This is a genomic window from Micromonospora sp. ATLC16, assembly GCF_057196645.1.
The window spans coordinates 86,322-110,997 of the sequence record NZ_JBXUOW010000005.1 but is presented as its reverse complement, the minus strand read 5'-3'; the positions used below and the strand labels follow the sequence as shown (position 1 = coordinate 110,997).

Genomic DNA, 24,676 nt, shown 5'->3' with positions numbered 1-24,676 from the left:
TGTGGGTGACGTCGAGGTCGACCCTCGGTCGCCTATCCGTCACGCTGCGCCGCTGCACCCTCGCGTAGTCCGACGCGGTCCTGCGGGCCGCGCTCCGACCGTATTTTCACCGCCACAGGGTTTCGGTGCCACATGCTAGATTCACAAATATCGATACTTTAGGGGGTGGCATGAAGATCCGACTCGCGGTCGGGGCCGTACTCACCGCCGGTCTGGTCGTCGGCAGCGTCGGCGTCGCCGGCCTGGCCGGCGCGGTCCCGAGCGCCGAACGTCCGTCCGGTGCCCGCGACGACGCGCCACCCGCGCTGCTCGCCGTCGGCGACTTCGACTTCTCCCGGCCCGAGACGGTCGCCACCGGTCTCCAGGTGCCGTGGGGGATGGACTTCCTGCCCGACGGTAGTGCCCTGGTCGCCCAGCGACCCACCGGGCAGGTGGTGCGGGTCCGGCCCGGTCAGTCGCCGGAACCCGTGGTCACCATCTCCGGTGTGACTCCGGTCAGCGAGGGCGGCCTGCTCGGCCTGGCCGTGTCGCCGACCTACGCTCAGGACGGCTGGATCTACGTCTACTTCACCACCGCGAGCGACAACCGGATCGCCCGGTTCCGGCTCACCGCACCGCAGACCCAGCAGCCGATCCTCACCGGGCTGAACCGCGCGGCCATCCACAACGGTGGTCGGATCGCATTCGGGCCGGACGGGATGCTCTACGTCGGCGTCGGCGACGCCGGACAGACCGCCTCCGCACAGGACCCGCAGAGCCGCAACGGAAAGATCCTGCGCATCCGGCCCGACGGCACCGTCCCGTCGGACAACCCGATCGCCGGGTCACCGGTCTACAGCCTCGGCCACCGCCACGTGCAGGGACTGGCCTGGGACGCCCAGGGCAGGCTGTACGCCACCGAGTTCGGTCAGAACACCTGGGACGAGATCAACCTGATCGTCGCCGGCGCCAACTACGGTTGGCCCACCGTGGAGGGCAGGGCCAACGATCCCCGCTTCCGGGACCCGTTGCTCACCTGGACCCCGGCTGAGGCGTCACCGAGCGGCGCGACCATCGCCGGGAACCGGCTCTTCGTGGCCAGCCTGCGCGGCAACCGCCTGTGGAACGTGCCGCTGAACGGGTCGGGCGGTGTCGGCACCCCCACCGCCGAACTGACGGGCAGCTACGGGCGGCTGCGCACCGTCGAGTACGGCCCGGACGGGTGGCTCTGGGTCACCACCAGCAACCGGGACGGCCGCGGCACCCCGGCCGCCACCGACGACCGCATCCTCCGCTTCCCGCCCCGCGACGCCACCACACCCCTCCCACCACACCCCCTCCGACGACGCCGCCACCGACCACACCCCCTCCCACCACGCCCCCTCCCACCACTCCGCCGCCGACCACCGGGCCGGCTTCCTGCACGGTGAGCTGGACGGCCAACCAGTGGAACACCGGCTTCACCGCGGACGTACGAGTCACCAACCGCGGCGCCGCGCTGACCAGCTGGACGGTGACCTGGTCGTTCAGCGGCAACCAGCAGGTCACCAACGCGTGGAACGCGCAGGTCACGCAGTCCGGAAGGAACGTGACCGCGCGCAACGCCGCCTGGAACGGGAGCCTGCCGACCAACGGCACGGTGAGCTTCGGCTTCCAGGCCACCTACTCCGGCACCAACGACCGCCCCACCGACTTCCGCCTCAACGACACCCCCTGCCAAACCAGCTGACCACCGCATCGACCCCACGCCTGGTGCCAGATCGAGCCAATCTTGGACAGTTCCCGTTCTTCGCTAACGGGAACTGTCCAAGATTGACGGTGACGCAGCCTGGCGGCGCCTGTTCGGTCCGCGCGCCCGGGGTGCGGAAGGATGGGGGCATGCTGCGATCACCCCGCGCGCTCCTGTTGGACTTCGGCGGTGTCCTGGCCGACGCTCCACGACAGCCACCGGCACCACCGGAACTGGTGCGTCGGCTGCTCGACCTGATCGGCGGCATCGTGTCTGCCGAGCAGATCGCCGCCGACCTGACCGAGGGCGGCCGGGCCTACGCGCGGTGGCGCGACGACGTCGGCCGCTCGGATGATCCGGTCGAGCTGCCACACGCGCAGGTGTGGGCAAACTTCGTCACCGGTACCTGGCCCGAAGCGGCCCGCACGGCGGTCGAGGAAGCGGCGACCCCACTGGCGTACGCGTGGGCGTGGCGACCGGAGTGGCAGGTCCGCCCGGGCATTCCTGAGGCGTTGCGGGCCGCGGCCGACGCGGGTCTGCCGATGGCCGTGGTCAGCAACGCGCTCTGCGGGGCGGCGCATCGGGACTTCCTCGCCGCCGCCGGGCTGTCCGACCTGTTCGTGGCCGAGTTCTACAGCGATGAGGCCGGGCTCCGCAAGCCCAATCCCCGCCTGGCCTGGTTGGCGGCGGACGCCGTCGGCGTACCGATCGGCGACTGCTGGTTCGTCGGCGACAGCGTGCACCGCGACGTGGCCTGCGCTCGTCGAGCTGGTGCCGGTGCCGCGATCCTGATGCGCTCACCGCGCACCGACGGCGAGCCGTCCCACCCCGACCTACGGCCGGACGCCCGCACCGAGGACGGCCACGGCCTGCTCGATCTGCTGCGCCAACGCAACTCCTCGCCCGAGGATTGCCTGCGCGCCCGGCAGGATTCGAACCTGCGGCCTTGGGATTAGAAGTGGTATTCACGTTCTGGCCCCTGGCTTCACGAGCTTCTTTAGCTGCAGAAACTCTTGCTCCGAGTCGCTCTACTTTCCCTGGCAACCTGCATTTCGCACCACGAATAGCTCCACGGGTGGCCAGGGACGCTAGGTGCCCAGTGGTGTGGTGACCCCTGTAATCCCGTTCGAGGGCGTTCGAGGGTCCGATGGGCGGGTGGCGGTTCCTTCGGCACGTAGGAGTCAGCTCCGCCGGCAAGTCGACGGCCTGCGAACCTTGACATCTTCAGGAGCGCCGGACCGCAAGCACTCCCGCTATGGTGTCTGAGTGGCCGAGGCTGGCTGGCTCCCCATGTGAGCTTGAGTGTTGCGGTCCGGAGATTGCTCCAGTTGTAGCTCTCGGTTGCGCTGCTCTTCCTTAAGGTCCTCTACTCGCTCTGCATACGTACGCATGGCTTCGTCTTCGTCGATGTCGTCGGCATAATCGCGAATGCGAAGATCGAGAGAATTGCTTTCTTTTTCGATCGAGTTAGCTGTCTGCTGCAAGTTGAAGCCGCGCTCGCGGAACTTGAAGTAGCTGCTGAAGCCCGCTGCGGCAGTAACCATGATGCTCAGCACGACTGTGATCCAGTTAGATGGATTGGAGCCTGCCATTGCACTTGTTAGACTCGTGACTAGGATTGACCCAAGGATTATGACTGCCTGGAAGGTGTTGTGAATCCTTCGATTCTTTGCCGCGCCTTTGCGGGCCTCTTCGACATACTCCCAGGCTTCATTCCAGTACTTGGACCTGCTGGCCTGATACCTTTTCTGCCCGGCTGCTGTGGATCCTGTTCTGTAGTCGACGGTGCGGCGTTTGGCGCGGAGGCGCTTTAACTCACGGTCCAGGTCGAACAGTTTATTTCGCTGGGACCTAAGCGCAAACAGCGAGAAAATTAAGGATATGGGCGACACGATAATGAGGATCGCAGTCGCGCCTGCCGCGGCACCTTGATCTCCAAGGAAAAAGGCTGTGACAAGGGTGGCTGTGCCGATCGCGCTGACGATCGTCCAAATCGCTATGATCTTGAAATAAAATTTCCCCTGGTCAAGCCTGCCTTCCGTGTCGGCTATCTGGACTTCAATGTCGGGGTCGATGCCTGAAGGCGAGGTGGCCATGACGCTCCGAGACGGGGAATTGACAGCAGATCGATCAAGCACGTTAGCTGTTGAGTCGCTCTTTCCGGAAGGAGAGGGCGAGACAAATTCAATGAGGCGTCGGTCAGATATCCGACTTGTGTTCCGATTTATGTCGCTTGGCACCGAATCGGAGGGCTGGGTGACGAACGTCGCTACCCCGTGTAGATCAACGCGATTCCCAAGCTGATGTTGCAGGGTCAGCCCATAGACTGAGGCGGATCACCGCCGGAGCCAGAGTCCACGGGAGGGGTTCGTTTTGGCAGCTCAGAGAGGTAAGCCCTGGTTTCCGATCGCCTGGTCGGTGCTCGCTCTCCTCTGCCTATGGCTGACAGTCGCTTCGGCGTTGGATCCGGACGGGCCATGGTGGGTGCCCGTGACCTTCGGAGCCTGCACCCTGGTCGCAGGGGGCAGTGTTGTCGCCTGGCTGCGGGAGGGGCGCAAGGGGAACCGCTCAACCTAACGTTGTCGTCCATCCCGGCCTGCCGAGAGACCAGTGGGATGACGAGGGCGGTCGCCGCTCGCGGCAGCGGGTGGGCGCGGAGGTGACCGCCGTGCGCTGGTCTAAATGGTGAGAATGGCAGAAACCCCGACTCAGCGGGGTTTCTGCCATTGCGGCCATTTGGACCAGCGGGCTACGCGAGTCTGCGGCCTGCCGTCGCGGGCAGGGCGTGGACGGTGCCGGCGGTCGCGTGTACGTCTGGATGAACGAGGAACGCGGGCGACGGTGGACGTCCGGCACCGGTGCGGGCGGGTGGGTCCAGGTGGCGCAGGTACCCGTGGATTTCCAGCAGGGACAGCACGGGGTCGAGGTCGGCGGCGGTGGGGATCTGGCTGCGGACGGCCCGGTACAGCTCCTTCTTCGTGAAGGTGGTGGAGCCGGTGCGTTCGATCCAGGCGAGTACAAGCCGGGCGTATCGCGTGCTCTTGTCGGCGCCCATGTCGTCGAAGGCGGCCAGGGCGTGAGCGGCGAAGTATTCGCCGAGCAGGGCGGCCCGTTCGACGGTCTCGGCGGTGACTGGCTTGCCCCATCCGTCGCGGAGGTGTTCGGCGAGATGGATCAGCCCGGCGATGCGGACTACTGCGCCGGTGTATTTGCTGCCCCAGTCCACGACGTGTCCCCATGCCCCGCCGGGTGCGAGGCGTGGCTCAACGGCCCGTTCGATGTCCAACACCCGTTCGTTGGCTTCGGGGGTGAGCGGGAGCACTGCCGGGTCGGTCCATTCGGCGAGGCTGGCGACGAGGGCACCGAGGTTGGCGGCGTAGGCGGTGGCGATGGGTTCGGGTACCGGGTCGGCACCGATCTTTCGGCGGCCGACGGTGTTTTCCGGCAGGCTGAACAGGATCCGGGCCAGGAGTCCTTTGCCTCGGAAGCCGGGCATGTCGGCGATGTCGCGCAGCACGTCGGGTTGCACGGCCAGGCCGAGGGTGAGCGCGGGGTGTTCGACGTGTTCGGGGGCGCGGGATCGACGGTTGACGCGCAGCATGTCCCCCGCGTGGCCCTTGAGGAACACCTCCAGGTTGGGAGTGCCCGAGTAGCGGCCGGCGATGGTGGCGAAGATGCCGCCTTCCGGGGAGAGGACGGCGAGGCGTCCGCCCTGCTCGGCGAGCAGGGATGCGGCTTCCTCGCTGGTGACATCGTCGGCGACGAGCTGCGGCAGGACGGGGACGTTAACGGCGTCGGCGTTCATCGCGGCGGCGGTCGCTTCGGCGAGCAGGGTGTCTCGACCGGACGCGTCGGCGTTCGCGGCGGCGATGGCGGCTTTCTCGGCCGTTTTCCCGGCGACGCGGGCGGCGAGTTCGGCTTCTACGATGGCCGGTTTGGTGCGCTCGACAAGGGTCTTCTCGGCGGCGAGCAGTGGTCCGGTCATGGCGGCGAAGACGGCTGACTTGCGGGAGCCGGGCGGTAGGACGACGACGGTGAACAGGTTCGTTGGTTCGCGCCAGGAACCTCGTACTTCCACTTCGGCGCGGCCTCCGGCGGCGGTCGAGAGGGCGGCCAGGGCGATGCAGCCGGCGAGGTCGACGGGGGTTTGGGTGAACTCGGCGACGGCGTAGACGTGCTCGGCGACCCATTCGGGCAGCACGTAGGCCGGGAACTCGGGGAGGTGCCGGCGGTCGCCGAGCGGGACCAGCGGTGTCCACTGTGCGCCGGTGGCGGCGTGGTCGAGCATCGCGCGGCCGGTGGCGAGGATGTCGGTGACGTCGGCACCCTGGCCGGCTCTCTCGGCGAAGTAGACGCCGAGGTCGGCGACCTGGCGGCGGCGGGAGTGGTCGGCCACGATCCGCGCGTAGTGACCGGCGTTCGCCGTGGTGGGCACGGCGGCAATCAGGGTGTGCAGGTACGGGGCACCGCCGACCTTGACCAGGTCGCCGGTTGCTGCCAGTCGAGCGGCCAGGGCGATCGGGTCGACCGGTTCGCCGGCGGCGTGCATCGCGCAGAGCGCTTCCCACAGGCGACCGTGGGTCGGCCGGTAGAAGTCGGCCGGGGTGAGCGTCGAGGCGAGGTCGGCGACGACGGACGGGTTGAGCAGCGCAGCGCCGATCACGGCCTGCTCGGCGGCGTGGTCGTGCGCGGGCGGTCGGGTCACGATGACGTGCTCCTGTCGTGAGTCGGGGAGGGCAAGTCAGGCGGCGGCGCGGCCGGGGCGCGGCCGGCGGATCGCGGCGGCGCGGGTCACCAGGTCGCGTAGGCCGGAGAGGAGGGTGCCGAGCTGGCGGCGGGCGGCCGGGTCGACGTCGGCCAGGGCGACGCGTACGCGGATCTCGGCGTGTTCGCGGCCGTCGCTGGCGCGAACGCGGACGAGGACGGCTCGCGCGTGGCCGGGAAGGTCGACCCGGATCTCTGCCGAGCGGTGCTCGGCGAGGTTGCAGCGGTGATCCTGGGCGCACCACCCGGTGTGCTGAGCGGTGCCGGTGCGGCGGTTCACTGGTTGCCGGCCCGGTACTCGGCACGGACGTACTCGGCGAGGCGGCGGCCGATGCGGACACGGCGGCCGGTGCCGTCGCAGCGGCGGCAGTCGCGTCGGGTGCCGATGGCGGTGCGGTGGTAGCGGTGGCCGTGGCAGCGGCAGCAGCGTCCCCAAGGGGACACCACGCACAGAATCAGGTACCACGCTGCGTAACTGAGGGAAAGAAGGCTAGCGAGCAGGGCGATGGTGGTCACGAAACGCCTCCACGAGCCGGTTTGAGGGTGCAGACGGCCGACGCCGCTAGTTGTTAGGGCGCTGGCCAGGGTTGGGGTGGGTTGCTAGCGGGGTTGCTAGGTCTAGCGGGGGGTGCCGCTAGACCTAGCAACCACACGCTGTCCGGGTTAGGCGGCTTTGTCGCCCCGGCGCTTGTTACGCTCCGCTACCGCGTCGGTGATGTGCTGCCGTTCGATGCCGCGCCGGTTGGCGCCCTTGCCGGTGGTCGGGTCGGTGCCCCACACCTGCCCCGTGGTGATTCCGTACGGCTTGAGGGCGGCGGTGAGTTGGTCGCGGGTCAGGTCCCCGTACGCCTCGGGGTTGAGGTCGGCCAGGCGCTCGGTCAGCGTCTCGGCCCACACCTTCGGCTCGGTCGCGGGAACCACGGTGAGGATGTCGTCGAGCAGCGTGTCTCGCCGTGCTGCTGGCGTGGCCGGGGTCTGCCCGATCGCGTGGCCGGTCAGCGTGCCGGCAGCTTCCCGTAGGGCGCGTGCCCGGTCGGTGATCTTCTCGGCGGTGGGGCCGTCGACGTAGAAGGTGCGGACGATTTGGGCGTCGTCGGCCGCGCCGACGAGGTAGCCGACGCCCTTGTCTTTCTTGGCGAACATCGTGGCGCGGATGCCGTTCTTGTAGGCGCTGGTGCCGAGGATCATGTCGTTTTCGATCTGGCCCATCACCCGCAGGCAGAACCGCGTGCCCGCGTTCGCGCTGACCCCGGTGGGCAGGCTCTTGGCGTCCGGCCGCTGGGTGGCCACGACCAGGATCACGCCCAGGGCGCGGCCGAGCTTGATGATTTTCTCGGCCAGCTCTCCGGCTTCCTTGCCGAACTCCGGGTGGCTGAACAGTTCCTGCACCTCGTCCAGGGCGACGACGAGCCAGTGCAGGCCGAGCTTCTTGCGCCGGGCCAGTTCGGGGGTGACCTTGTTGTCCGGGCAGACCGCCTTGGGTAGGCCCTTGATGACGGCGGCGCGGCGCTGGCATTCCTTGCGCAGCTCCCGCAGCGCCAACAGGCCCTCTTCGGCGGTGTCGTCGTCCTGCCCGGAGGCGTAGCGGGCGGACACCTTTTCTAGGGGGTCGAGGCCGCCGGTGCCCTTGAAGTCGAAGCACCACAACTCGGCGTACGGGTCGAGGGCGGCGGCGAGCATGGGCACCTGGGTGGCGGCGGTCTTGCCGTAGCCGGGAATCGACCCGATCAGCAGGTTCGTGTAGGGCATCTCGAAGGAGATGATCCGGCCGCGCGGGTCGGTGCCGAACGGCACCGGCCGGGCGAGGTCGAACCCGCCGGACGCCTTAAGCAGCGGCCACGCGGCCGGCTTGCTCGCGGCCATGTCCTGATCCCCGACCCACAGCAGCAGCCGGCCCGGGTGCACCTCCGGCTGCCCTTCCGGCCAGACGCAGCCGAGGGGGCGGGTGAGGCCGGCGGCGAGCCGGTCCCGGCGCTCGATCACGTCCCCAGCGGTCACGCCGGGCGGCAGGTCGATGTCAGCCCGCCATCCCGGCCCGTCGCGGGTGATCGGGGCGGTAAAGGCGATCGCGCGGTTGCCCTGCTTGGCGATGGCCTGGCTGATGCCGGAGATGCCGAGCACGGCCAGGGCGCGCACCACCACATCCGAAGTCAGCCGAGCCACGCGCGGCACCACCACGGCGGTATCCAACAGGGGCTTGTCGGCCGGCTGCCCGACCATCCCGCACAGCGTCACCAGCAGCGCCAGCACCGCCCACCGCGCCCACTCCGGGGCCAGAGCGACCGCCACGCCCCCGGCCAGGGCGACGGCGAGGGTGAACGTGGCGACGATGCCCCGCCACCGCACCCGGCGGTCACGCTGCCGGGACAGCTTGAGGTAGTCCTCGGCGCTCTCCCTGCGCACCGTGGCCTGCCGGACCGGCTCACCTTCCCAGTCGAACAACCACCGGGTCGCCCCGGACAGCATCCGCCACGCCCCAGCCGGGGACCGGAAGGCGAGCTTGCCGGCGTACTTCGGCAGGCGGGTGGCGTGGTAGGCGGTGGTGTGCAGGAGATGCCCTACCGCCCACCGCATCACGTCGCGCAGCTCGGCACGGGACCGCAGCCACGCGGGCAGGATCGGGCGACGCTGACCGGCGCGTACGCCGTCGAGGGTGAGCCGCGGCGCGCGCTGCGCGGCCGGCGAGTCGACCAGCACCGGCCCACCGTCGTCGGAGTCGGTGCTGCTGCGGGCGGTGCGGGCGGCGTCCAGGTCGACCACGTTGGTGTCGGGGGCATCCTCGGTCAGGTCGCGCTCGGCGGCCCGCCAGTCGAAACGGTCGTCATCTTGGGGGGACGTCATGATGGGTGTTCCTCCATGTGATGTTGTGGCGGTGGGTGAGGGTCGGCGGCGCGGCGCAGGTTGGTAGCCAGGTGGCCGCGCCGCCGAGCAGGGGGTCAGGCGGCGAACAGGGCGGCGATGAACAGCCAGCCGATGTGCCAGGACTGGTCGAGGGCGTAGGCACCGGTGCCCAAGCTCGGGTTGTCGTCGCGGCCGGGCCGGGGAGCACCCAGGGCGTAGAAGCGGGCCGAGCCGAGGGCGGCGGCGATGCGTTGGAGCGGGGTACGCCGGTCTGCGATGTAGTGGGTGACCGCCGAGATGGTCAGCCCGACCGCCACGCCGGCCGGGTCCAGCCGTAGCCCGGTGCCGGCGATGAGGAACACCAGGGCCAGGCCGGCGGTGGCGGTGTAGGTGGTGACGTGGGTGGCGCAGGCGATGCGGCCGGTCCAGCCGGGCCCGCCCTTGCAGTCGGCCTGGTGCTGGGTCTGCACCCAGTGGTCGGCGACCTGGTGGGCGACGTAGAGGGCGACGAACACGGCAGCGAACGCGGCGGCGTGGGTGCCGGTGGGATCTGCGAACATGGGTGGTCTCTCCCGAGGTTGTTGGCTGAGGGGTTGAGGGCCGGCGGCGCGGCGCAGGTTGGTAGCCAGGTGGCCGCGCCGCCGGGCGGAACTAGTCGTGCGTGCGGACGAGGTGTGCGAGGGCGGCGCCCATGCCGAGCACTGCCACCGGCAGGCACGCGACGGCGGTGGTGATCCACCACGGGGCCGACGTGACCCCGGCGGCGACGAGCAGGTGATAGGCGACCTGGCCGAGCGCGCCGACCAGCAGTGAGGCGATGGCGGACCACTTGGCGAACCGCCGGGCCAGGTCCGGAACCCGGCCGGACAGCCACACATAAAGCGCGTAAGCGCCGTAGGTCTCGACGCCGATCGGCAGGGTGATGGCCGAGTTGATGGAGAAGCTGTCCCAGATGCCCGGCAGCGGGTGGACCTGGCCGAACCCGGTGAGTCCGCCGAGGCCGACCCACCCGGACCAGATTGCCACGAACGCCGGCAAGGCGAGCAGCACCACCGGCCACGCCACCGCCCGGCGGTTGTCCGTCGAGTCGGTCGGGATCGCCTCGGTGGTGATGTTGGTGCCCAGGTCTGCGACGGGTGCTGCCTGCTCCAACACGACGGGCGGCGTGTCTTCGCCGGCCGGCGGCAGGTCCAGCGCCGGGGCGGGGTCGGCGATCGGGTCCGGGGTGGTGTCGGCCGGGTCGGTGGTGGGCTCGGTGGTTTGTGGGGTGTCGGTGCGGGTGAGGGCGGCGAGGATCGCGTCTGCCTTCGGACCGCCCACCCGCAGTTCCTTCTTGATGCGGTTGCGCGACGGGATCTCGCCGAGCTGGTCGGCAAGGTCGCGGGCGGCCGGGATCAGGTCTTCGACCGGCCGGGGGAAGGCCGAGAGCGTGGGGGCGGTCATGAGTGGTGTCCCTCCGATACGTCAGTGCCGTAGATGAGTGAGAACAGGGCTTGTTGCGGGGCCAGACCGACGGTGATGCGGGATTCACCAGCGGGGCGGGGGATTGGGAATCGGCGGCTCACGGGGGCCACCGGCTACGCGGCCCGGCCGGCGGCCGACCGGACGGCGAGCAGGGCTCGCGCCTCCCGCAGCACCCGACGCTGCGCTCGGCGAAGCCGCTGCCAGTCCAACTCGGTCGGACCGGCGTTGCCGGTCAGCATGACGATCTGCGCGTCGAGCAACAGAACCTCAGCCTCGATCAGCGGCAACTCCTGCTCGATCTCGGCGAGGTCAGCCCCGCTCGGCTCGATCTCGGGGGAGTGGTTCGACTCAGTCACTTCGTGTCCCTTCTGGCTGATCTGGCGCTCTTAGATGTGCGCCTCTGTTGCGCAACAAGGTAGCGATACGCGAGTCTGTTGCGCAAGGGGGTAGCGGTATGTTGGTCCGATGAGTGATGCGCGAGATGAGCTATCAGCAGCCACGAAGCGGTACCGGCGCACCGAAGCTGCTCATGAAGCCGCACGCGAAGCGGTGGTTGCGGCGGTGGTTGCGGCGCTCCGTGACGGCATCGGCCCGGGTGAGGTCGAGCGGCTGTCGCCGTTCAGCGGTGCCTACGTCCGGAAGCTCGCTCGGGAGCACAGCGTCCCGCCCGCGCCGCCCGGACCGAAGCCGGTAGCCCGGTAACGGTCATCCAGCGGCCCGCAGCGTGTGGTTGCTCGCGTCCACGAGACCGTACGTCAGCGCGGACGCCTCCATATCGTCGATGGCGCGCGCTGGGATGACGAAGCGTCCACGCACCTTGATGGCCGGGAACTGGCCGGCATGAATCGCACGGTAGAGGGTCACCTCCGACATGCCGAGGATCGCTGCGGTGTCCGCGACCGACCGGAACCGGGGGCGATCGTTCTTGGCGGCAAGGGGTTCAGCCACGGGAGTCTCCTCAGTAGTCTGTGGTCGCTGTTCCGTTCGGCTTGCTGAGACCAAGTGAAGTCGCACGAGAGCGGATTGCCTATGCAGACGTAGTGCAACAGCGTGCAACTTCGTGCAACTTGCAAGATCGGGAGACATGGTGGCGACGGTAGGCCGCTGGACAGGGAGATTGGCCTGCTCGCTGCAAACTGCCGCCGGAATGACAAACGAGGGGTTCGCAGGGTGGCTCGGGATCGCGACGAGGACAGTCGCGTACTGGCATAGTCGACCTGATACGGTTCCTGGGAATGCCAATCAAGACGTGCTGAATGCCGCCTTGGATCGTGTTTCGGATTCGGTCCGTTCCCGGTTTCTCGAAATGCTCAGCGGAGCGCAGTCTGAGGGAATTGCCGGCAAGGGCGGCATCGTTGTTGATGCTGTGAGCGCTGCTGCCGATTCGGTCACCAACGATTCTCTGCTGATGAGCCTTGCTCTGCCACACGACTCGGTCGAGTCCTTGCAGGAGGACGTGACCCTGCTCGCCCGGTCGGGAGGCATGGCGGCCTTCGACGTGTTCAGCAGTGCCCGACGGTTGCGGGACGAGGCAAGGGCTTTGGTCGAGCGCACCCGTCGGCCCACCGAGCTGGCCGATCTCTACGTAATTATCGGTCAGAGCGCTTCCCTGATGGCCTCCACCGCCTTCGATCTGGGGCACTGGAACGAGTCCGCGGCGCTGGCCAGGGCATCGACGCAGTACGCCGACCTGGCCGGACATGCGTCATTGAAGGCATGGACCTACGGCCTGCAAATGACTCTCGCTAACTGGCGTAACGAGCCTGATTCCGCGCTGAGCTACTTCGCTCGCGCTATGCGAGCAGCGCCGGAGGGCGAGCCGAGACTAAGGCTCCGTTATATCGCTGCCCGCTCTCACGCCTTGCTCGCCGATTCCGGTTCAGTCGCTGCCGTCTTGGAAGCGGCCCAGCGAGACAGAGAATCGGCGAACCAACCGGACGAACTGGCGACCTCTACTGGCGGGGAGTTCGCATTCGGTGAAGCACGGGCGGCGGCATGTGCGGCGGCGGCATGGCTTGACCTCCGCAACGGTGAGCAGGCCGCGAGGTACGCCCGCGAGGCGTTGCAGGTGTACGAGGCGTTGCCGTCGCCCAGGCGGCCGTACTCACAGATCAACGGAACGCAGATCGACGTGGCCGCTGCGCACCTTCACATGCGCGACAAGGACGGTGCGGCCGAGGCGCTGCGTACCGTCTTGGATCTGCCGCCGCAGAAGCGCAACGTCTCGCTGACTGGCCGGCTGTCGCGGATAGAGCACCTGCTGAGCCAGTCGCCGTGGGACCGCGACGCGGACGCGCGCCAGCTCGCCGAGCGCATCTCGGCGTGGTTGTCGGAAACCTCAGCCCGTCCGCTTACCTGATCGGTGCCAGGCGGCCAACACCTGCGCTTCCTTCTTCCGGCTGATGCCGATCTCGGCGGCCCGATCGTGGTTGCTGGCCTCGCCGCTCTCCACCATCCAGCGCCAGGTGTCCCGGACGGTCAGGGAGAGCGGCCGGCAGCGCAGGCCGGCTGTCTGCGCTCTGGTCGTGTCCACGCGCCACACGCCGTCGAAGGTGCGCCAGAGGGGGAGCTCGGACCACTGCCGGATGCCTTGGCTGAGCAACACCTCGTTGGGCACCCAGTTGAAGGAAGCATCGCCCCGGGTGGCGTGGGCGCAGTCCGCCAGCAGTCCGCCGAAGGTGGCGCCATCCACCGGGGCGCAGACGTTAAACGCTCCCGAGCAACCTTCGACGATGGTGTTAACTGCGAACGCGGCCAGGTCGCGTACGTCGATCGGCTGGATGGTGCGGTCGGGGGAGCCGGGGGCCAGGACTTCCCCTCCAGCAGCCACGCGGCGCAGCCACCACGGCAGGCGGCCGACGTACTCACGCGGGCCGAGCACTACGCCGGGGCGCAGGACCGTGGTCCGGTCAGCTCCGAACGCGGCGGCGGCTGCCGCCTCGCAGCCGGCTTTCTGGTAGCCGTACTGGGTCGGTCCGTCCTCAGTGTCAGTGCCGTAGTCCGGGCCGGCGTCAGGTGGGCAGTAGAGCACCTCTGACTGCTCGCTGAGGGGCTTCAGCGGCCAGTCTCGGTAGACGCTGACCGTGGACATGAAGACGTAGCGAGCGGCGACGGGAGCAAGTGCGCGAGCCACGTCGAGAACGTTCCTAGGCACGTAGCCCGAGGTGTCGACTACGGCATCCCAAGGGCCGGCGGCGGCAAGGGCGGCGACGTCCTCAGGGCGGGTCCGGTCGCCCCGGATGGGCCGTACGGCTTCCAGGAAGGGATCGGAGGTGCCCCGATTGAACGTCGTCACCTCCCAGCCGGCATCGATCGCAGTCGTGACGATCGCGTGTCCTACAAACCAGGTTCCGCCGAGCACCAGCAAACGCATAAGCCCATCATGCCGAGCGGGACGATCGCTCGATCGGCGGAGGGTGCCGGCAGCCAGTTGCCGAGTTAGTCACGAGACCGAGTCAAGGCGGCCCGCAAGCGGGCCGCGCCGGCCGCGCTCGGCCTGCTGGCGGCGCAAGCGCCGGCATCGGCCGGCGCACCGGCCGATTGCAGATGCCTTGAGGACCGGAACCGATGCCTCCGGCGGGGATCTTCGACAGAGATGGGGCCGCCCACCTCCACCGTGAGTCCGGGCGAAGCCGAACAGACCAGCTCCCCGGTGTCAACACGGTGGATCGTTGTGTTGACACCGGGGAGCAGGCCCGTTCCACGATGTGCGGACTCACGGCGGAGATGGGCTTGAGGCAGAGGAGCGGTACGTGGCAGACGAGGTGTTCCCGAGCGATCTTTCTGGCCACTTCTGGGCAACGCTGGAACACCGGCCTGAACTCGATCGATGGCGCTTCGAGATCATCGACTACCAGAACAACGTCCTGCTCAGTGGCTTGGCCTGTAGCGAGCGGCAGGCCGCAGCCATAGTCAACGCATGGGACCAGGTGATCGCAACGTCACCCGACGAAGAGGACCCCAGCATGGATTGGGTCGATGACTCGGAATGACGGGTGGCCTGCGATGGCTACGGAAGTTGGTCCTCATCACCGAGGTTCAGCATGAAAGGCGATCCGGAGTGATCCGGCTGCCACCCAAGGCCAAGCGCTCGTCGTATGGCGCTGGCGACCGCCGAAGGCAGCACCGGAGACGACGGAGCGTTCATCCAGTTGGCCGGATGAGGCGACGCCATCTGGACGACGAGAGTGGCGCGGCCAGGCGGATCCGTCCGCTCTACAGCAAAGCTCATCGGCGACCAGGTCAAGCCCTGGCTGTACGTCGGCTTCCGGCGGACGATCCAGCGATAGCCCTTGCCATCGACAACGATCGGTCTACTGCCTCGCTTGTTGAGCGCCACCGAGCCTCCCACCATGCCGCAGCAGCATTTCGCGGCCGTACAGCCATTCGTACAGCCAACACTGTCGACCAAGGCCGACGCGATCCGACAGCGGCAGACGCCTTGAGCAGGGGCAGGTTACCGCGACCAGCCATCCCTGATCTTCTTCTAATCCCCAGGCCGCCGGCTCCAGTCCTGTCAGGTGCCATCAAGCACGTCGCCAGACTCGCCTGACGGAATCCACTGGCGCTCAAACTCCTCAGCCGTGATCTCCCATTCAGCCCAGTCCTCGAACTCGTCAAGCTGAGCTAGCCCGAGCCCGCCGAACTGGTCATCGGGGTGATCTGGCCCGTACCGCAGCGCGGGCCCTGAGTCGTACACCTCGATCTGGCGCACCGGCCAACCGTCCTCAGCCGTCTCGAAGTAGTACGTCGCACTGCCCCAGTCATCGAACTCGTCGCCCCGCGACTCGTCCCATCGTCGTCGGAAGTAACGGCGACTCACCATGAAGGGAGTCTCTCGCACCAGCGGTAGTCGCCTCCGACCACACCGCCGCAGCCTCCGGGCGGACGCCTGACGGTCTGGGAGCCGCTGCATCAGTCCTCATTTAGTCCTCAAGAGGCCGGATCGCGCCTACCGACACTGAGAGATGCCGAGAGGGATTTCCGCAGGCCAGGCGGGGTCAGGGCAGGTGGACAGAGGTGGGAAACTTGATCTCGTAATGCGCGTGTCGTCGTCAGAGATGAGCCGACCGGCGTAGGGCGGGCCGAGTGTGTGCGGCGCCCTGAGCCAGGTTGCGGCCAAGGCCATCTGGCGAGTTCTGATCGACAGGGTGTGCGACGGTCGCCCGACGACCTCGGATGACGCTTACCAAGCCCTCCGCCGTCAGCAGCGCCACGGCGCGGTGAGCGGTTCCGACCGAAACGCCATGCGCCGAAGCCAGCTCGGCAACTGCCGGGAGCTGGTCGCCGGGCCGTAGCCGACCGGCCGTAATCTGCTCGCGCAATTCGGTGGCAATCCTTTGATACGGACTGCTTCCCACCGTGTGTTGCGTCGGCCCGACAGGGCGCGGCGGCATCCGTGCGGCCAGCGTCCCGGCCGCACGCTGGTCCGACTCCGACAGCCAGGCGGCGTAGACCCTGAGCGTCGTTGTCCCGCCGCCGCCATGACCAAGCCGGCCGGCGACCGTCCGCACGTCGACACCCGCGTTGATTAGCTCGGTAGCCGAGTAGTGGCGCAGCGCGTGGATGTGGCTGTCGATGCCGAGCCGAGTGGCGAGCCGGCCGTACCGCTGGGTGATGGTGTCGGGCCGGTAGCCGCGGCTGTTGTCCGGCTCGGGAGAGAAGACGTAGTCGGCAGGGTCGGCGTCCGCGTCGAGCTGGGCCAGGCGGTCGAGGTACCGGGCGTGCAGCTCCCGCAGCACTTCGATCGTCTCCGGGTCGAGCGCTACCCGCCGCTGTTGGTGCGTCTTCGTGTCCTTCTCTCGCAGCTCGCCATGTTCGTCCAGGTAGGAGCTGCGCCGCAGGGTCAGCACGCCGGCGGCCAGGTCGAGATGATGCCAGCGCAGCGCGCACAGCTCGCCGCGCCGGGCGCCCGTCGTCATGGCGAGCCAGACCAGCGCACCCCAGTCCGGAACCCGCCACGCCTCGTTGATGATGCGCGCGGCGTCAGCCGGGTTGGGTGGTTGCGGGTCAGGGTGCGGTGGCGCGGGTGGCTCGGCCTGCCCGGCGGGGTTGACGGCGATCCAACGCCACCGGACGGCCCGGCTCAGTGCGCCACTCAGGATCCAGTGAATCTGGCGCACTGACGACGCGCTGAGCGGCTTGCAGACGTGCGGCCGGCACTTCGCCGTGCAGGTGTGCTCGCCCTCCACGCGGTGCTTCACGAACGCCTTGCCGCCGCACCAGTCGCGGCAGCGGCGCAGGCTCGCGTAGAACGACTCCAGCGTTTCGGCGTTGAGCCGGCCGACTGGCAGCTTGCCGAGCACCGGCCGTACGTGCTTGTTGAGCTTGTTCTCGTAGCCCATGCGGGTGGTCGGCTCGATGTCCACCACTTCGAGCCACCGGTCGAGTAGTTGGTTCAACGTGGCGCGGGTACGCGGGCTGCGCTTCTCGTCGACCTGGTTGAGGAAGCGGGTCCGTACCTTCTCCGCCTCTCGCTCGGCGGTCCGACCGGCCGGGACAGTCTCGGTGAGGTAGTGCCGCTTGCCGGTGAGCGGGTCGACGCCCGCATAGACCCTCACGCGGAGTGATCCGCTGGGGAGCTTCATGATCTCGCCGCGCTGCCGCTTCACGCCTGTCACGAGGCCGACAGTAGCTCGATGGCTCCACGAGTAGCTCCACGCGAGCCGGTCGGCCGGAAGAAGTGCCTGCGCGCCCGGCAGGATTCGAACCTGCGGCCTTGGGATTAGAAGTCCCCTGCTCTATCCGCTGAGCTACGGGCGCAACGTGGTATCGCGCGAGAAGGGTACCGCCGCCCGGCCTTCGCCCGGTGGAACGGGTGGTCAGGCCGGGCGTAGCGGCGAGGGTCAGGCGTCCGCGGGGGAGTGGTCTTCCTTTGGTTGCTCCTCCTCGGCCGAGGGGCGGGGTTGCGGCGGGGCTGGGCGGCTGGTCGTCGGTCCGGCGCCGAGGAAGGCTTCGGCCCACCGACCTACCTCGGCGAAGACCTTCTCGCGTACGGCGGGGCCGGAGAGTGTGAGGTCGTGCAGACCGCCGTCGAAGCGGGACACGGTGACGTGCTGGCCGAGCCGGGGCGCCCAGCGGACCATGTGCTCGACGTCGAGGACGGCGTCGGCCAGGGTCGCCGCGTCCTGCCACTTCGTGCCCCGGAACGATCGGGTGGAGCAGGCGAGCAGCACCGGCACCGGGATGTCCAGTCCGGCACGCAGCCGCCGCTGGCCGGTGCGGATCGCGTCCAGCCAGCCGGCCCGGACGGGGAAACCGGCCAGCGGCTTCCAGGCCAGGTCGTACGTCCACTCGCCGCGATGGTCGGCGTGCAGGCTCTCGCCGTACACGGTGCCGATCCCGAACGGGAGGATGCGGTGCGGCGCCCTGCGGCCCAGGCGTGCGACGGCGGCCGCGAGGGGGCGACGCACGAACCAGGAAGCGTTGAGGTCGAAGAAGGGGCTGTTGAGGAAGAGTCCGTCGACCAGCCCGGCGTCCCGGCGGGCATTGGCCCACAACGAGATGATCAGGCCGCCGGTGGAGTGGCCCATGGCCAGCAGGGTGTCGTGCCCGTCCTCGTCCCGGATGAGCCGTGCGGCGGCGTCCAACTCGGGGAAGTAGTCGCCGAGGTCGCGGCAGAAGTTCGGGGTCTGGTGCGGCAGCAGACTGCGACCGTACTTGCGAAGGTCGAGAGCGTAGAAGTCCCAGCCGCGCGCGGCGAAGAAGTCGGCCACGTGGGTCTGGAAGAAATAGTCGACGAAGCCGTGCACGTAGAGCACGGCGCGTCCGGTGGGCCGCTCCGCCCGGCGGCGGACCAGCGTCGCCACCACCGGACCCTCGTCATCCCTGCCCAGGTCGATGATCTGCCGCTCGTAGGGCGGCCCAAGCACGTCCGGTTCCACCCGCTGACGGTACTGCGGCTGGCTACCGGGCGGTAGCCCCCGCCCGCCCGCGCCGGGCGGACGGGGGCTGCCGCTTGGTCAATCGCCCACGGCTTCGCGTCCGGACGGCTCGTGCGAGGTCGAGGCCCGGTCACGATCGGGGCCGTACGGCGACACCTGGTCGACCGGCACCGAGTGATGCTCCCGCCGGGCCGAGGACGAACCACCCTCGACCGGGCCGTCGCTGTCCTGGACCAGCCGGGTCTCGCCGCTGCGGCGCATCTCGGGTTGCTGCACGTTGGGCATGTCGTTCACCTCCACGGTGGGAGTGCCGGCCGCCATGTCGATCGGCCGGCTACGCGCTCACCTCTCGTCGGTCGTCCCGGCGCCGGCCAACTCGTCGGTCGGCGCGGCCGGGGCGGGCGGCTCGTTGACCCGCAGGTGCTTGTTGTTGCGGGGCTCCTGCCGGGTCTTCGCGTCGTTCAGCTGACGACGCAGGTCGTCGCGGACGTCGTTGAGCGCGGCGTGCAGGTCCTCCTCGGTCGAGGTGGCGACGACCCGCTGCCGGCCGGCGATCCAGCACTCCAGGGTGACCTTCTGGCCCTTGGCCTCCCGGTCCTTCACCGACAGCTCCATGTCGGTGGCGTCGGCGTGGAAGCCGGCCAGGCGGGCGTCGAGCGTGGCGAACTGCTCGACGATGCGGTTCCGCTCCCGGTCGGAGAACCCCGCGCCCAGCCGGAGGCACGTGGCCACGGTGGCCGGGTCCTGCACGGCGCTCATCGCCGCACCTGCCCCGTAAGGCGGGTGGAACGGGTGCTGGTCATCATCATGATCGCTGACCTTTCGTTCGACGTCGTGCTCACGGGTGCGATTGTTCAGTTCTCTACCCAGGCCGGCTCCGTCCGGAACGTGACCATTTCCGGTGCTCCTTGATCGGCGCACCGGGCGGGGTGAGGTCAGGCCACCGGCGGTCCGGCGGGCCAGGGGCGATCGGCCTACCACACGGGGACCTTGATCAGGTGTTTGTCCACAGGTGGTCCGATCGTCCACAGGTGCCGCCTTCTGGGCTGTCTGCGAAGGGCTACAGGCGGCAGGGTCGGTGGGGAGTCGACTCGCCGAAGCCGTACCCCGAACCGTTGAAGGAGGGACGATGTTCGATACTTATATGACAATTGTCGGAAATGTGCTCACCGCGCCCGAGTGGCGCCGCACCGCCCAGAGCAACACCCTGGTGACCAACTTCAAGGTCGCCTCGACCGCCCGACGCCTCGACCGGGACAGCGGGCGCTGGGTGGACGGCAACAGCCTGCGCGTCCGCGTCAACTGCTGGCGCAAGCTCGCCGAGGGAGTCGCCGCCTCGGTGATGGTCGGCGACCCGGTGGTGGTCTGCGGTCGGCTCTACACCCGCGACTGGGTCGACGACGCCGGCAACCATCGCACCCTCTACGAGTTGGAGGCCGTCGCGGTCGGTCACGACCTGTCCCGGGGACGTGGGAGGTTCCTGCGCAACCGGCCCACCCTGGCCACCAGCGCGGTCTCCGACCCCGAGGCGGAGCGGCGGGTGCACGGGGAGCCGACCGAGCCGGTACCGGACGACGAGGCACCCGCCCGCCCCGATCATCGCCCGGTCGACGACGACTTCGAGCTGCCCGACATGTCCGGCTTCGCTGCCGGTCTCGACGGCAATCTCGACCCAGGTGGGCTCGGCGGGTTCGACCCGGGCTCGGCGGGCGGGTCCGAGTCGTCTGGCGACGACCGGCTGCCGTCGGGGGAGTTGGACGACTTCCCCGGCGCTGGCGTCGCCGACGAACTGGCCCCGGTGCCCGCCGAAGCCACCGAGGTCGAGGCCGAGTCGGCGGTACGCCCGGACGAATCGGGGGCGGGCGATGCCGCGACCGGGCGTGGTCGTCGAGGGCGCGGACGGCTGCCGCAGCCCGTCTGACGACGCGCGGAAGCTGGCCACGGCGCCGGCACGTGCCTGACGGTGTGCGCCTCGCCAGTGGTGATCAGGTGACCGGGCCGGTGACGTGCCCGGTCACCTGCCACCCCCAGGGGTGGCGATATTCGGGGCGGCTACGGGCGGGCCGATCCAGGTACTCAACTCGGCTAGGCTGACCGCCCGGGGGGTGACATGCCGTGCGACACGCGGGGGCGGTGGCGAACGCGACGGGACTTGTCGCGGGCTACGCGCTGGACGCGCTGTTCGGCGACCCGCGTCGTGGCCACCCGGTGGCCGGGTTCGGCCGGGCCGCCGCCGCCCTGGAACGTCGCCTCTACCGCCCCGACCGGCTGGCCGGTGGAGTCTTCGCCGCGCTCTGCGTCGGCGCGCCGGTGGTGATGGGTGTGGCCGCCACCGTCGGCACCCGACATCGGCCGGTGGCTCGGGCGGTGCTGGTCGCCGCCGGCACCTGGGCGGTGCTGGGTGGGCGTAGCCTGCGCCACGAGGCGAAGGCGATGGGCCGGTCACTGCGCGGTGGTGACCTGCCCGTCGCGCGACAGCGGCTCGGGCATCTCTGTGGGCGGGATCCGACGGCCCTCGACGAGCCCGAACTCGCACGTGCGACGGTGGAATCGGTGGCGGAGAACACCTCCGACGCGGTCGTCGCCCCACTGGTCTGGGGCGCGGTCGCCGGGCTGCCCGGCCTGCTCGGCTACCGCGCGGCGAACACCCTCGACGCGATGGTGGGCCACCGTAATGTCCGCTACGCCCGCTTCGGTACGCCCGCCGCCCGGCTGGACGACCTGCTCAACCTGGTGCCCGCGCGGCTGACCGGGCTGCTGACCGTGGCGCTGGCGCCGGCCGGCAGGGGAGACCGGGAACGTGCCTGGCGGGTCTGGCGGCGGGACCGCGAGGACCATCCCAGTCCCAACGCCGGGCAGTGCGAGGCGGCGATGGCCGGGGCGTTGGGCGTACGCCTGGGCGGACGCAACGTGTACTTCGGCCGTACGGAGGTGCGTCCGTTTCTCGGTGACGGGCCACGTCCCGAAGCTCGGCACCTGGCCCGGGCCGCTCGGATCTCCCGGGCCGTCGGGCTGGCGGCGCTCGGTCTCGCCGTGGCATATCCGTTGACCGTCGGCCGGCTGATCGGCGTCGCTTCCCGCCGGAAACTTCGACCGCTCCGGACGGTCCGACCTCTGCGGTCGCCTCGACCGCTGCGGCTGCGGAGCGGCAAGTGACGGGTGGGCTGCTGGTGGCCGGGACGACCTCGGACGCCGGCAAGAGTGTCCTCACCGCCGGCATCTGCCGGTGGCTGCACCGGCGAGGTGTGAAGGTCGCGCCCTTCAAGGCGCAGAACATGTCGAACAACTCCGCGGTGGTGCTGGGGCCGGACGGCCGGGGTGGCGAGATCGGCCGGGCCCAGGCGATGCAGGCGGCGGCCTGCGGGCTCGCGCCGGACCTGAGATTCAACCCGGTGCTGCTCAAGCCCGGCAGCGACCTGGCCAGTCAGGTGGTGCTGCTCGGCCAGGCCGTCGACACGGTCACCGCCGGCAGCTTCCGGACCCTGCGTCCCCGGCTCGCCGAGACCGCCTACGCGGCCCTGGCCGAGCTGCGGTCGGAGTACGACGTGGTGATCTGCGAGGGCGCCGGCAGCCCGGCGGAGATCAACCTGCGCGACGGCGACTACGTGAACATGGGGTTGGCCCGGCACGCGCGGCTGCCCACCATCGTCATCGGTGACATCGACCGGGGTGGCGTGTTCGCCGCCATGTTCGGCACCCTCGCCCTGCTCGACCCCGCCGACCAGGCCCTGCTCGCCGGCTTCGTGGTCAACAAGTTTCGGGGTGACCTCGGCCTGCTCGCTCCCGGGCTGGCGATGCTGCGCCAGCTCACCGGTCGCCCGACGTACGGGGTGCTGCCCTGGGCGCTGGACCTGTGGCTCGACGCGGAGGACTCGCTCGCCTACGGCCGGGTGCTCGGTCGCCCGGCCGCCCCGCGCGGCAGCGAATGGCTCGACGTGGCCGTGCTGCGGCTGCCCCGGATCAGCAACGCCACAGACGTCGAGGCGCTGGCGACCGAGCCGGGGGTGCGGGTGCGGCTGACCGTCGAACCGGCCGAGCTGGCCGCCGCCGACCTGGTGGTGCTACCCGGCTCGAAGTCGACAGTGGCCGACCTGGCCTGGCTTCGTGAGACGGGTCTCGCCGACGCCGTCATCGCGCACGTGGCGGCGGGCCGTCCGGTGCTCGGCATCTGCGGCGGCTATCAGATGCTGGCCCGCGCCATCCACGACCCGGTGGAGAGCCGGCAGGGCACCGTGCCGGGCCTCGGCCTGCTTCCCATCGAGATCACCTTCGATCATCGCAAGACCGTCCGGCCGGCGGTGGGCAGCGCCGAGGGTGACCGCCCAGTCCACGGCTACGAGATCCACCACGGCTACGTCTCGACCGCCGACCCGCAGCTGACCCCACTGCTGCGGTACACCGGTGGCGCTGGCGAGGGTGCCATGCACGGCATCGTGCACGGCACCCACTGGCACGGCACGTTCGAGTCCGACGAGTTCCGCCGCTGGTTTCTCGCCCGGGCGGCCCGACTCGCGGGACGTACCGGCTTCCGGGTGGCGCCGGACACCTCCTTCGCCGCTGCCCGGGAACGCAGTCTCGACCTGCTCGGCGATCTTGTCGAGGAGCACCTCGACACGGATGCCCTGTGGCGGCTCATCGAAGACGGTCCCCCGACCGACCTGCCGTTCGTCCCACCCGGGGCACCCGGAAGTCAGGGTGCTCGGCCGGCGGACGTCGGCGGAACGTTCCACTGTGGCGCTACCTCATGATGATCAATATTTATCGCCGGACCTCATCGCGGCGCAGGCGCCTGATGGCCGACTGAATCAGTTGCGGACGTCGGCGGGCTGGTCGGAGAAGGGCAGGCCGGCCGACTCCCACGCCTCCACCCCGCCGATCATGTCGGTCGCCCGATGCAGGCCCAGGGCGCGCAGGCTCGCGGCGGCGAGGCTGGAGCTGTACCCCTGTCGGCACATCACGACGATCTCCAGGTCGTACCCAGTGGCTTCGGGTATCCGCCAATCGCTGGCCGGGTCGAGTCGCCACTCCAGCACCGTCCGGTCGATCACGATGACGCCGGGCAGGTCGCCCTGTTCCCGTCGCTGCGCGTCGGTGCGCGTGTCGATCAGAAGCGCACCCCGGCTCGCGGCCTGCACCGTCTCCTGCGGGGTCAACCGGGTCATGCCCGCGCGGGCCTGTTCCAGCAACGCCTCGACACCGGGACTCATCACGGAATGGGACACGCCACGAGCATGCCGTCCGGTGCGCGGGTGCGCGAACCGAAGTGGCCCCGGACAACCCGATCGGTAACGTCGGTGTCCGTGGTGGCGGTCTTCGAGGCGTACGCCGAACTGGCTCGACGGGTGCTGGCGGGGCCGGCCCGGCTGGGGCGTACCCGGCTGGTGGCAATCGACGGGCCCAGTGGCGCCGGCAAGACGGTCTTCGCCGCGCGCCTCGCCGACGCCCTGGCCGGTGAGACGCCCGATGCGGCCCGGCCACCGGTGGTGCACACCGACGACCTGCTGGACGGGTGGGACGACCAGTTGACCTTCTGGGAGCGGTTGGAGGAGCAGGTGCTGACGCCGGTTCGCGCCGGGCGGCCCGGTGCCTACCGGCGGTACAGCTGGGTGCGGCGACGGTTCCTGCCCACGCCGGTGCCGGTCCCGGTGTCGCCGGCGCTGATCGTGGAGGGGGTCAGCGCGGCCCGGACGACCGCCGTGGCGGATCTGACCCTGTCGGTCTTCGTCACCGCCCCGCAGCCACTGCGGCTGAACCGGGCGGTGGCCCGGGACGGCCCGACCATCCTGCCGGAGTTGCGACGCTGGCACGTCACCGAACGCGCCCACTTCGCCGCCGACCGCACCGAGGCCCGCGCCGACCTGATCGTCGACGGAGCGCCCGCCCTACCGCACGACGCCGAGCGCTACTACTGCCGACGCGGCTGATCACACTGAGCAGACCGCCCGTGCTGCGAGCGGCCGTACTGCGAGCGGCCGACCGCGACGGCGGTGGCGTCGTGCCACGTCGCCGTGCCGTG

The 24,676-nt window shown here is 69.6% G+C and carries 27 protein-coding genes and 1 tRNA gene; 10 read left to right on the top strand and 18 right to left on the bottom strand.

Annotation, left to right across the window (positions count from 1 at the left end):
* Positions 1-170: 170 nt before the first annotated feature.
* From AC2CHE_RS04090 to AC2CHE_RS04080, 3 genes are all read left to right on the top strand, one after another.
* Positions 171-1,409, top strand: a complete 1,239-nt coding sequence (locus AC2CHE_RS04090) for a PQQ-dependent sugar dehydrogenase (protein WP_484503530.1) — start codon at positions 171-173, stop codon at positions 1,407-1,409.
* Entirely contained in the window at positions 1,406-1,708 is a 303-nt protein-coding gene (locus tag AC2CHE_RS04085) for a cellulose binding domain-containing protein (protein ID WP_484503529.1), read from the top strand. Before AC2CHE_RS04090 ends, AC2CHE_RS04085 begins: the two co-directional genes overlap by 4 nt.
* Before the next feature lie 149 nt (positions 1,709-1,857).
* The gene (locus tag AC2CHE_RS04080; RefSeq protein WP_484503528.1) at positions 1,858-2,664 is read left to right on the top strand and encodes an HAD family hydrolase; all 807 of its coding nucleotides are present in this window, start codon (positions 1,858-1,860) and stop codon (positions 2,662-2,664) included.
* 297 nt (positions 2,665-2,961) lie between these two features.
* Here the strand turns inward: AC2CHE_RS04080 and AC2CHE_RS04075 are convergent, their stop codons facing one another.
* The 9 genes from AC2CHE_RS04075 to AC2CHE_RS04035 form a co-directional block, all read right to left on the bottom strand.
* Positions 2,962-3,804: a DUF4231 domain-containing protein gene (locus AC2CHE_RS04075; RefSeq protein WP_484503527.1), complete on the bottom strand. Its 843-nt coding sequence runs from the start codon at positions 3,802-3,804 to the stop codon at positions 2,962-2,964.
* A gap of 653 nt (positions 3,805-4,457) precedes the next feature.
* Complete coding sequence (locus tag AC2CHE_RS04070) at positions 4,458-6,413, bottom strand: YfjI family protein (protein ID WP_484503526.1); 1,956 nt, start codon at positions 6,411-6,413, stop codon at positions 4,458-4,460.
* A 36-nt stretch (positions 6,414-6,449) separates the two neighbouring features.
* A complete protein-coding gene (locus AC2CHE_RS04065) occupies positions 6,450-6,752 on the bottom strand; it encodes a hypothetical protein (RefSeq protein ID WP_484503525.1) in 303 nt (100 codons plus the stop codon).
* Positions 6,749-6,916 (bottom strand): hypothetical protein, encoded by a 168-nt coding sequence (locus AC2CHE_RS04060; protein ID WP_484503524.1) that lies wholly within the window; start codon positions 6,914-6,916, stop codon positions 6,749-6,751. The genes AC2CHE_RS04065 and AC2CHE_RS04060 overlap by 4 nt, the downstream gene beginning before the upstream one ends.
* A 219-nt stretch (positions 6,917-7,135) precedes the next feature.
* Positions 7,136-9,313: a P-loop NTPase family protein gene (locus AC2CHE_RS04055; RefSeq protein WP_484503523.1), complete on the bottom strand. Its 2,178-nt coding sequence runs from the start codon at positions 9,311-9,313 to the stop codon at positions 7,136-7,138.
* 95 nt (positions 9,314-9,408) lie between these two features.
* Positions 9,409-9,873, bottom strand: coding sequence for a DUF3307 domain-containing protein (locus AC2CHE_RS04050; protein ID WP_484503522.1), 465 nt, complete (start codon positions 9,871-9,873; stop codon positions 9,409-9,411).
* Between the two features lie 91 nt (positions 9,874-9,964).
* A complete protein-coding gene (locus AC2CHE_RS04045) occupies positions 9,965-10,756 on the bottom strand; it encodes an ABC transporter permease (protein ID WP_484503521.1) in 792 nt (263 codons plus the stop codon).
* Positions 10,757-10,890: 134 nt separating this feature from the next.
* Positions 10,891-11,133 carry a DUF6284 family protein gene (locus AC2CHE_RS04040; RefSeq protein WP_484503520.1) on the bottom strand — a complete coding sequence of 81 codons (243 nt, stop codon included), beginning with the start codon at positions 11,131-11,133 and terminating at the stop codon, positions 10,891-10,893.
* 349 nt (positions 11,134-11,482) lie between these two features.
* Positions 11,483-11,725 carry a helix-turn-helix domain-containing protein gene (locus AC2CHE_RS04035; protein WP_484503519.1) on the bottom strand — a complete coding sequence of 81 codons (243 nt, stop codon included), beginning with the start codon at positions 11,723-11,725 and terminating at the stop codon, positions 11,483-11,485.
* A 301-nt stretch (positions 11,726-12,026) separates the two neighbouring features.
* On the opposite strand from AC2CHE_RS04035, the gene AC2CHE_RS04030 reads away from it, so the two are divergent.
* Entirely contained in the window at positions 12,027-13,136 is a 1,110-nt protein-coding gene (locus AC2CHE_RS04030) for a hypothetical protein (RefSeq protein ID WP_484503518.1), read from the top strand.
* Here the strand turns inward: AC2CHE_RS04030 and AC2CHE_RS04025 are convergent.
* Positions 13,116-14,150 carry an NAD-dependent epimerase/dehydratase family protein gene (locus AC2CHE_RS04025; protein WP_484503517.1) on the bottom strand — a complete coding sequence of 345 codons (1,035 nt, stop codon included), beginning with the start codon at positions 14,148-14,150 and terminating at the stop codon, positions 13,116-13,118. The genes AC2CHE_RS04030 and AC2CHE_RS04025 overlap by 21 nt on opposite strands.
* A gap of 379 nt (positions 14,151-14,529) precedes the next feature.
* Here AC2CHE_RS04025 and AC2CHE_RS04020 point away from each other — a divergent pair, with 379 nt between their 5' ends.
* A complete protein-coding gene (locus tag AC2CHE_RS04020; RefSeq protein ID WP_484503516.1) occupies positions 14,530-14,769 on the top strand; it encodes a hypothetical protein in 240 nt (79 codons plus the stop codon).
* A 17-nt stretch (positions 14,770-14,786) separates the two neighbouring features.
* On the opposite strand, the gene AC2CHE_RS04015 is transcribed toward AC2CHE_RS04020, so the two are convergent.
* The 7 genes from AC2CHE_RS04015 to AC2CHE_RS03985 all read right to left on the bottom strand — a co-directional run bounded on the left by AC2CHE_RS04015 (position 14,787) and on the right by AC2CHE_RS03985 (position 19,419).
* Positions 14,787-15,116, bottom strand: coding sequence for a hypothetical protein (locus AC2CHE_RS04015; RefSeq protein WP_484503515.1), 330 nt, complete (start codon positions 15,114-15,116; stop codon positions 14,787-14,789).
* A gap of 177 nt (positions 15,117-15,293) precedes the next feature.
* Positions 15,294-15,602, bottom strand: a complete 309-nt coding sequence (locus tag AC2CHE_RS04010) for a hypothetical protein (protein ID WP_484503514.1) — start codon at positions 15,600-15,602, stop codon at positions 15,294-15,296.
* A gap of 229 nt (positions 15,603-15,831) precedes the next feature.
* The gene (locus AC2CHE_RS04005; RefSeq protein ID WP_484503513.1) at positions 15,832-17,397 is read right to left on the bottom strand and encodes a tyrosine-type recombinase/integrase; all 1,566 of its coding nucleotides are present in this window, start codon (positions 17,395-17,397) and stop codon (positions 15,832-15,834) included.
* Between the two features lie 69 nt (positions 17,398-17,466).
* Positions 17,467-17,539: transfer RNA gene (locus AC2CHE_RS04000), tRNA-Arg, on the bottom strand.
* An 83-nt stretch (positions 17,540-17,622) separates the two neighbouring features.
* Positions 17,623-18,660, bottom strand: a complete 1,038-nt coding sequence (locus AC2CHE_RS03995) for an alpha/beta hydrolase (protein ID WP_484503512.1) — start codon at positions 18,658-18,660, stop codon at positions 17,623-17,625.
* 78 nt (positions 18,661-18,738) lie between these two features.
* Complete coding sequence (locus AC2CHE_RS03990) at positions 18,739-18,945, bottom strand: hypothetical protein (RefSeq protein ID WP_484503511.1); 207 nt, start codon at positions 18,943-18,945, stop codon at positions 18,739-18,741.
* Between the two features lie 57 nt (positions 18,946-19,002).
* Complete coding sequence (locus tag AC2CHE_RS03985) at positions 19,003-19,419, bottom strand: HPF/RaiA family ribosome-associated protein (protein ID WP_484503510.1); 417 nt, start codon at positions 19,417-19,419, stop codon at positions 19,003-19,005.
* A 24-nt stretch (positions 19,420-19,443) separates the two neighbouring features.
* Here AC2CHE_RS03985 and AC2CHE_RS03980 point away from each other — a divergent pair, with 24 nt between their 5' ends.
* From AC2CHE_RS03980 to AC2CHE_RS03965, 4 genes are all read left to right on the top strand, one after another.
* On the top strand, positions 19,444-19,572 hold the full coding sequence (locus tag AC2CHE_RS03980) for a hypothetical protein (protein WP_484503509.1): 129 nt from the start codon (positions 19,444-19,446) through the stop codon (positions 19,570-19,572).
* A gap of 217 nt (positions 19,573-19,789) precedes the next feature.
* Positions 19,790-20,581, top strand: a complete 792-nt coding sequence (locus tag AC2CHE_RS03975; protein ID WP_484503508.1) for a single-stranded DNA-binding protein — start codon at positions 19,790-19,792, stop codon at positions 20,579-20,581.
* A 194-nt stretch (positions 20,582-20,775) separates the two neighbouring features.
* Entirely contained in the window at positions 20,776-21,816 is a 1,041-nt protein-coding gene (locus AC2CHE_RS03970) for a cobalamin biosynthesis protein (protein ID WP_484503507.1), read from the top strand.
* Positions 21,813-23,408, top strand: a complete 1,596-nt coding sequence (locus AC2CHE_RS03965; protein WP_484503506.1) for a cobyric acid synthase — start codon at positions 21,813-21,815, stop codon at positions 23,406-23,408. Before AC2CHE_RS03970 ends, AC2CHE_RS03965 begins: the two co-directional genes overlap by 4 nt.
* Before the next feature lie 57 nt (positions 23,409-23,465).
* Here AC2CHE_RS03965 and AC2CHE_RS03960 read toward each other — a convergent pair whose 3' ends face one another.
* Positions 23,466-23,867, bottom strand: a complete 402-nt coding sequence (locus AC2CHE_RS03960) for a rhodanese-like domain-containing protein (protein WP_484503567.1) — start codon at positions 23,865-23,867, stop codon at positions 23,466-23,468.
* On the opposite strand from AC2CHE_RS03960, the gene AC2CHE_RS03955 reads away from it, so the two are divergent.
* On the top strand, positions 23,802-24,584 hold the full coding sequence (locus tag AC2CHE_RS03955) for a uridine kinase family protein (RefSeq protein WP_484503566.1): 783 nt from the start codon (positions 23,802-23,804) through the stop codon (positions 24,582-24,584). The genes AC2CHE_RS03960 and AC2CHE_RS03955 overlap by 66 nt on opposite strands.
* Positions 24,585-24,676: the final 92 nt, after the last annotated feature.

Coding starts and splice junctions, on each gene's coding strand:
- AC2CHE_RS03975 (WP_484503508.1), top strand. CDS start 19,790: ATGTTCGATACTTATATGACAATTGTCGGAAATGTGCTCACCGCGCCC.
- AC2CHE_RS04045 (WP_484503521.1), bottom strand. CDS start 10,756: ATGACCGCCCCCACGCTCTCGGCCTTCCCCCGGCCGGTCGAAGACCTG.
- AC2CHE_RS04050 (WP_484503522.1), bottom strand. CDS start 9,873: ATGTTCGCAGATCCCACCGGCACCCACGCCGCCGCGTTCGCTGCCGTG.
- AC2CHE_RS04090 (WP_484503530.1), top strand. CDS start 171: ATGAAGATCCGACTCGCGGTCGGGGCCGTACTCACCGCCGGTCTGGTC.
- AC2CHE_RS04010 (WP_484503514.1), bottom strand. CDS start 15,602: ATGGTGAGTCGCCGTTACTTCCGACGACGATGGGACGAGTCGCGGGGC.
- AC2CHE_RS04075 (WP_484503527.1), bottom strand. CDS start 3,804: ATGGCCACCTCGCCTTCAGGCATCGACCCCGACATTGAAGTCCAGATA.
- AC2CHE_RS03990 (WP_484503511.1), bottom strand. CDS start 18,945: ATGCCCAACGTGCAGCAACCCGAGATGCGCCGCAGCGGCGAGACCCGG.
- AC2CHE_RS04080 (WP_484503528.1), top strand. CDS start 1,858: ATGCTGCGATCACCCCGCGCGCTCCTGTTGGACTTCGGCGGTGTCCTG.
- AC2CHE_RS04055 (WP_484503523.1), bottom strand. CDS start 9,313: ATGACGTCCCCCCAAGATGACGACCGTTTCGACTGGCGGGCCGCCGAG.
- AC2CHE_RS03985 (WP_484503510.1), bottom strand. CDS start 19,419: ATGAGCGCCGTGCAGGACCCGGCCACCGTGGCCACGTGCCTCCGGCTG.
- AC2CHE_RS03960 (WP_484503567.1), bottom strand. CDS start 23,867: ATGAGTCCCGGTGTCGAGGCGTTGCTGGAACAGGCCCGCGCGGGCATG.
- AC2CHE_RS04025 (WP_484503517.1), bottom strand. CDS start 14,150: ATGCGTTTGCTGGTGCTCGGCGGAACCTGGTTTGTAGGACACGCGATC.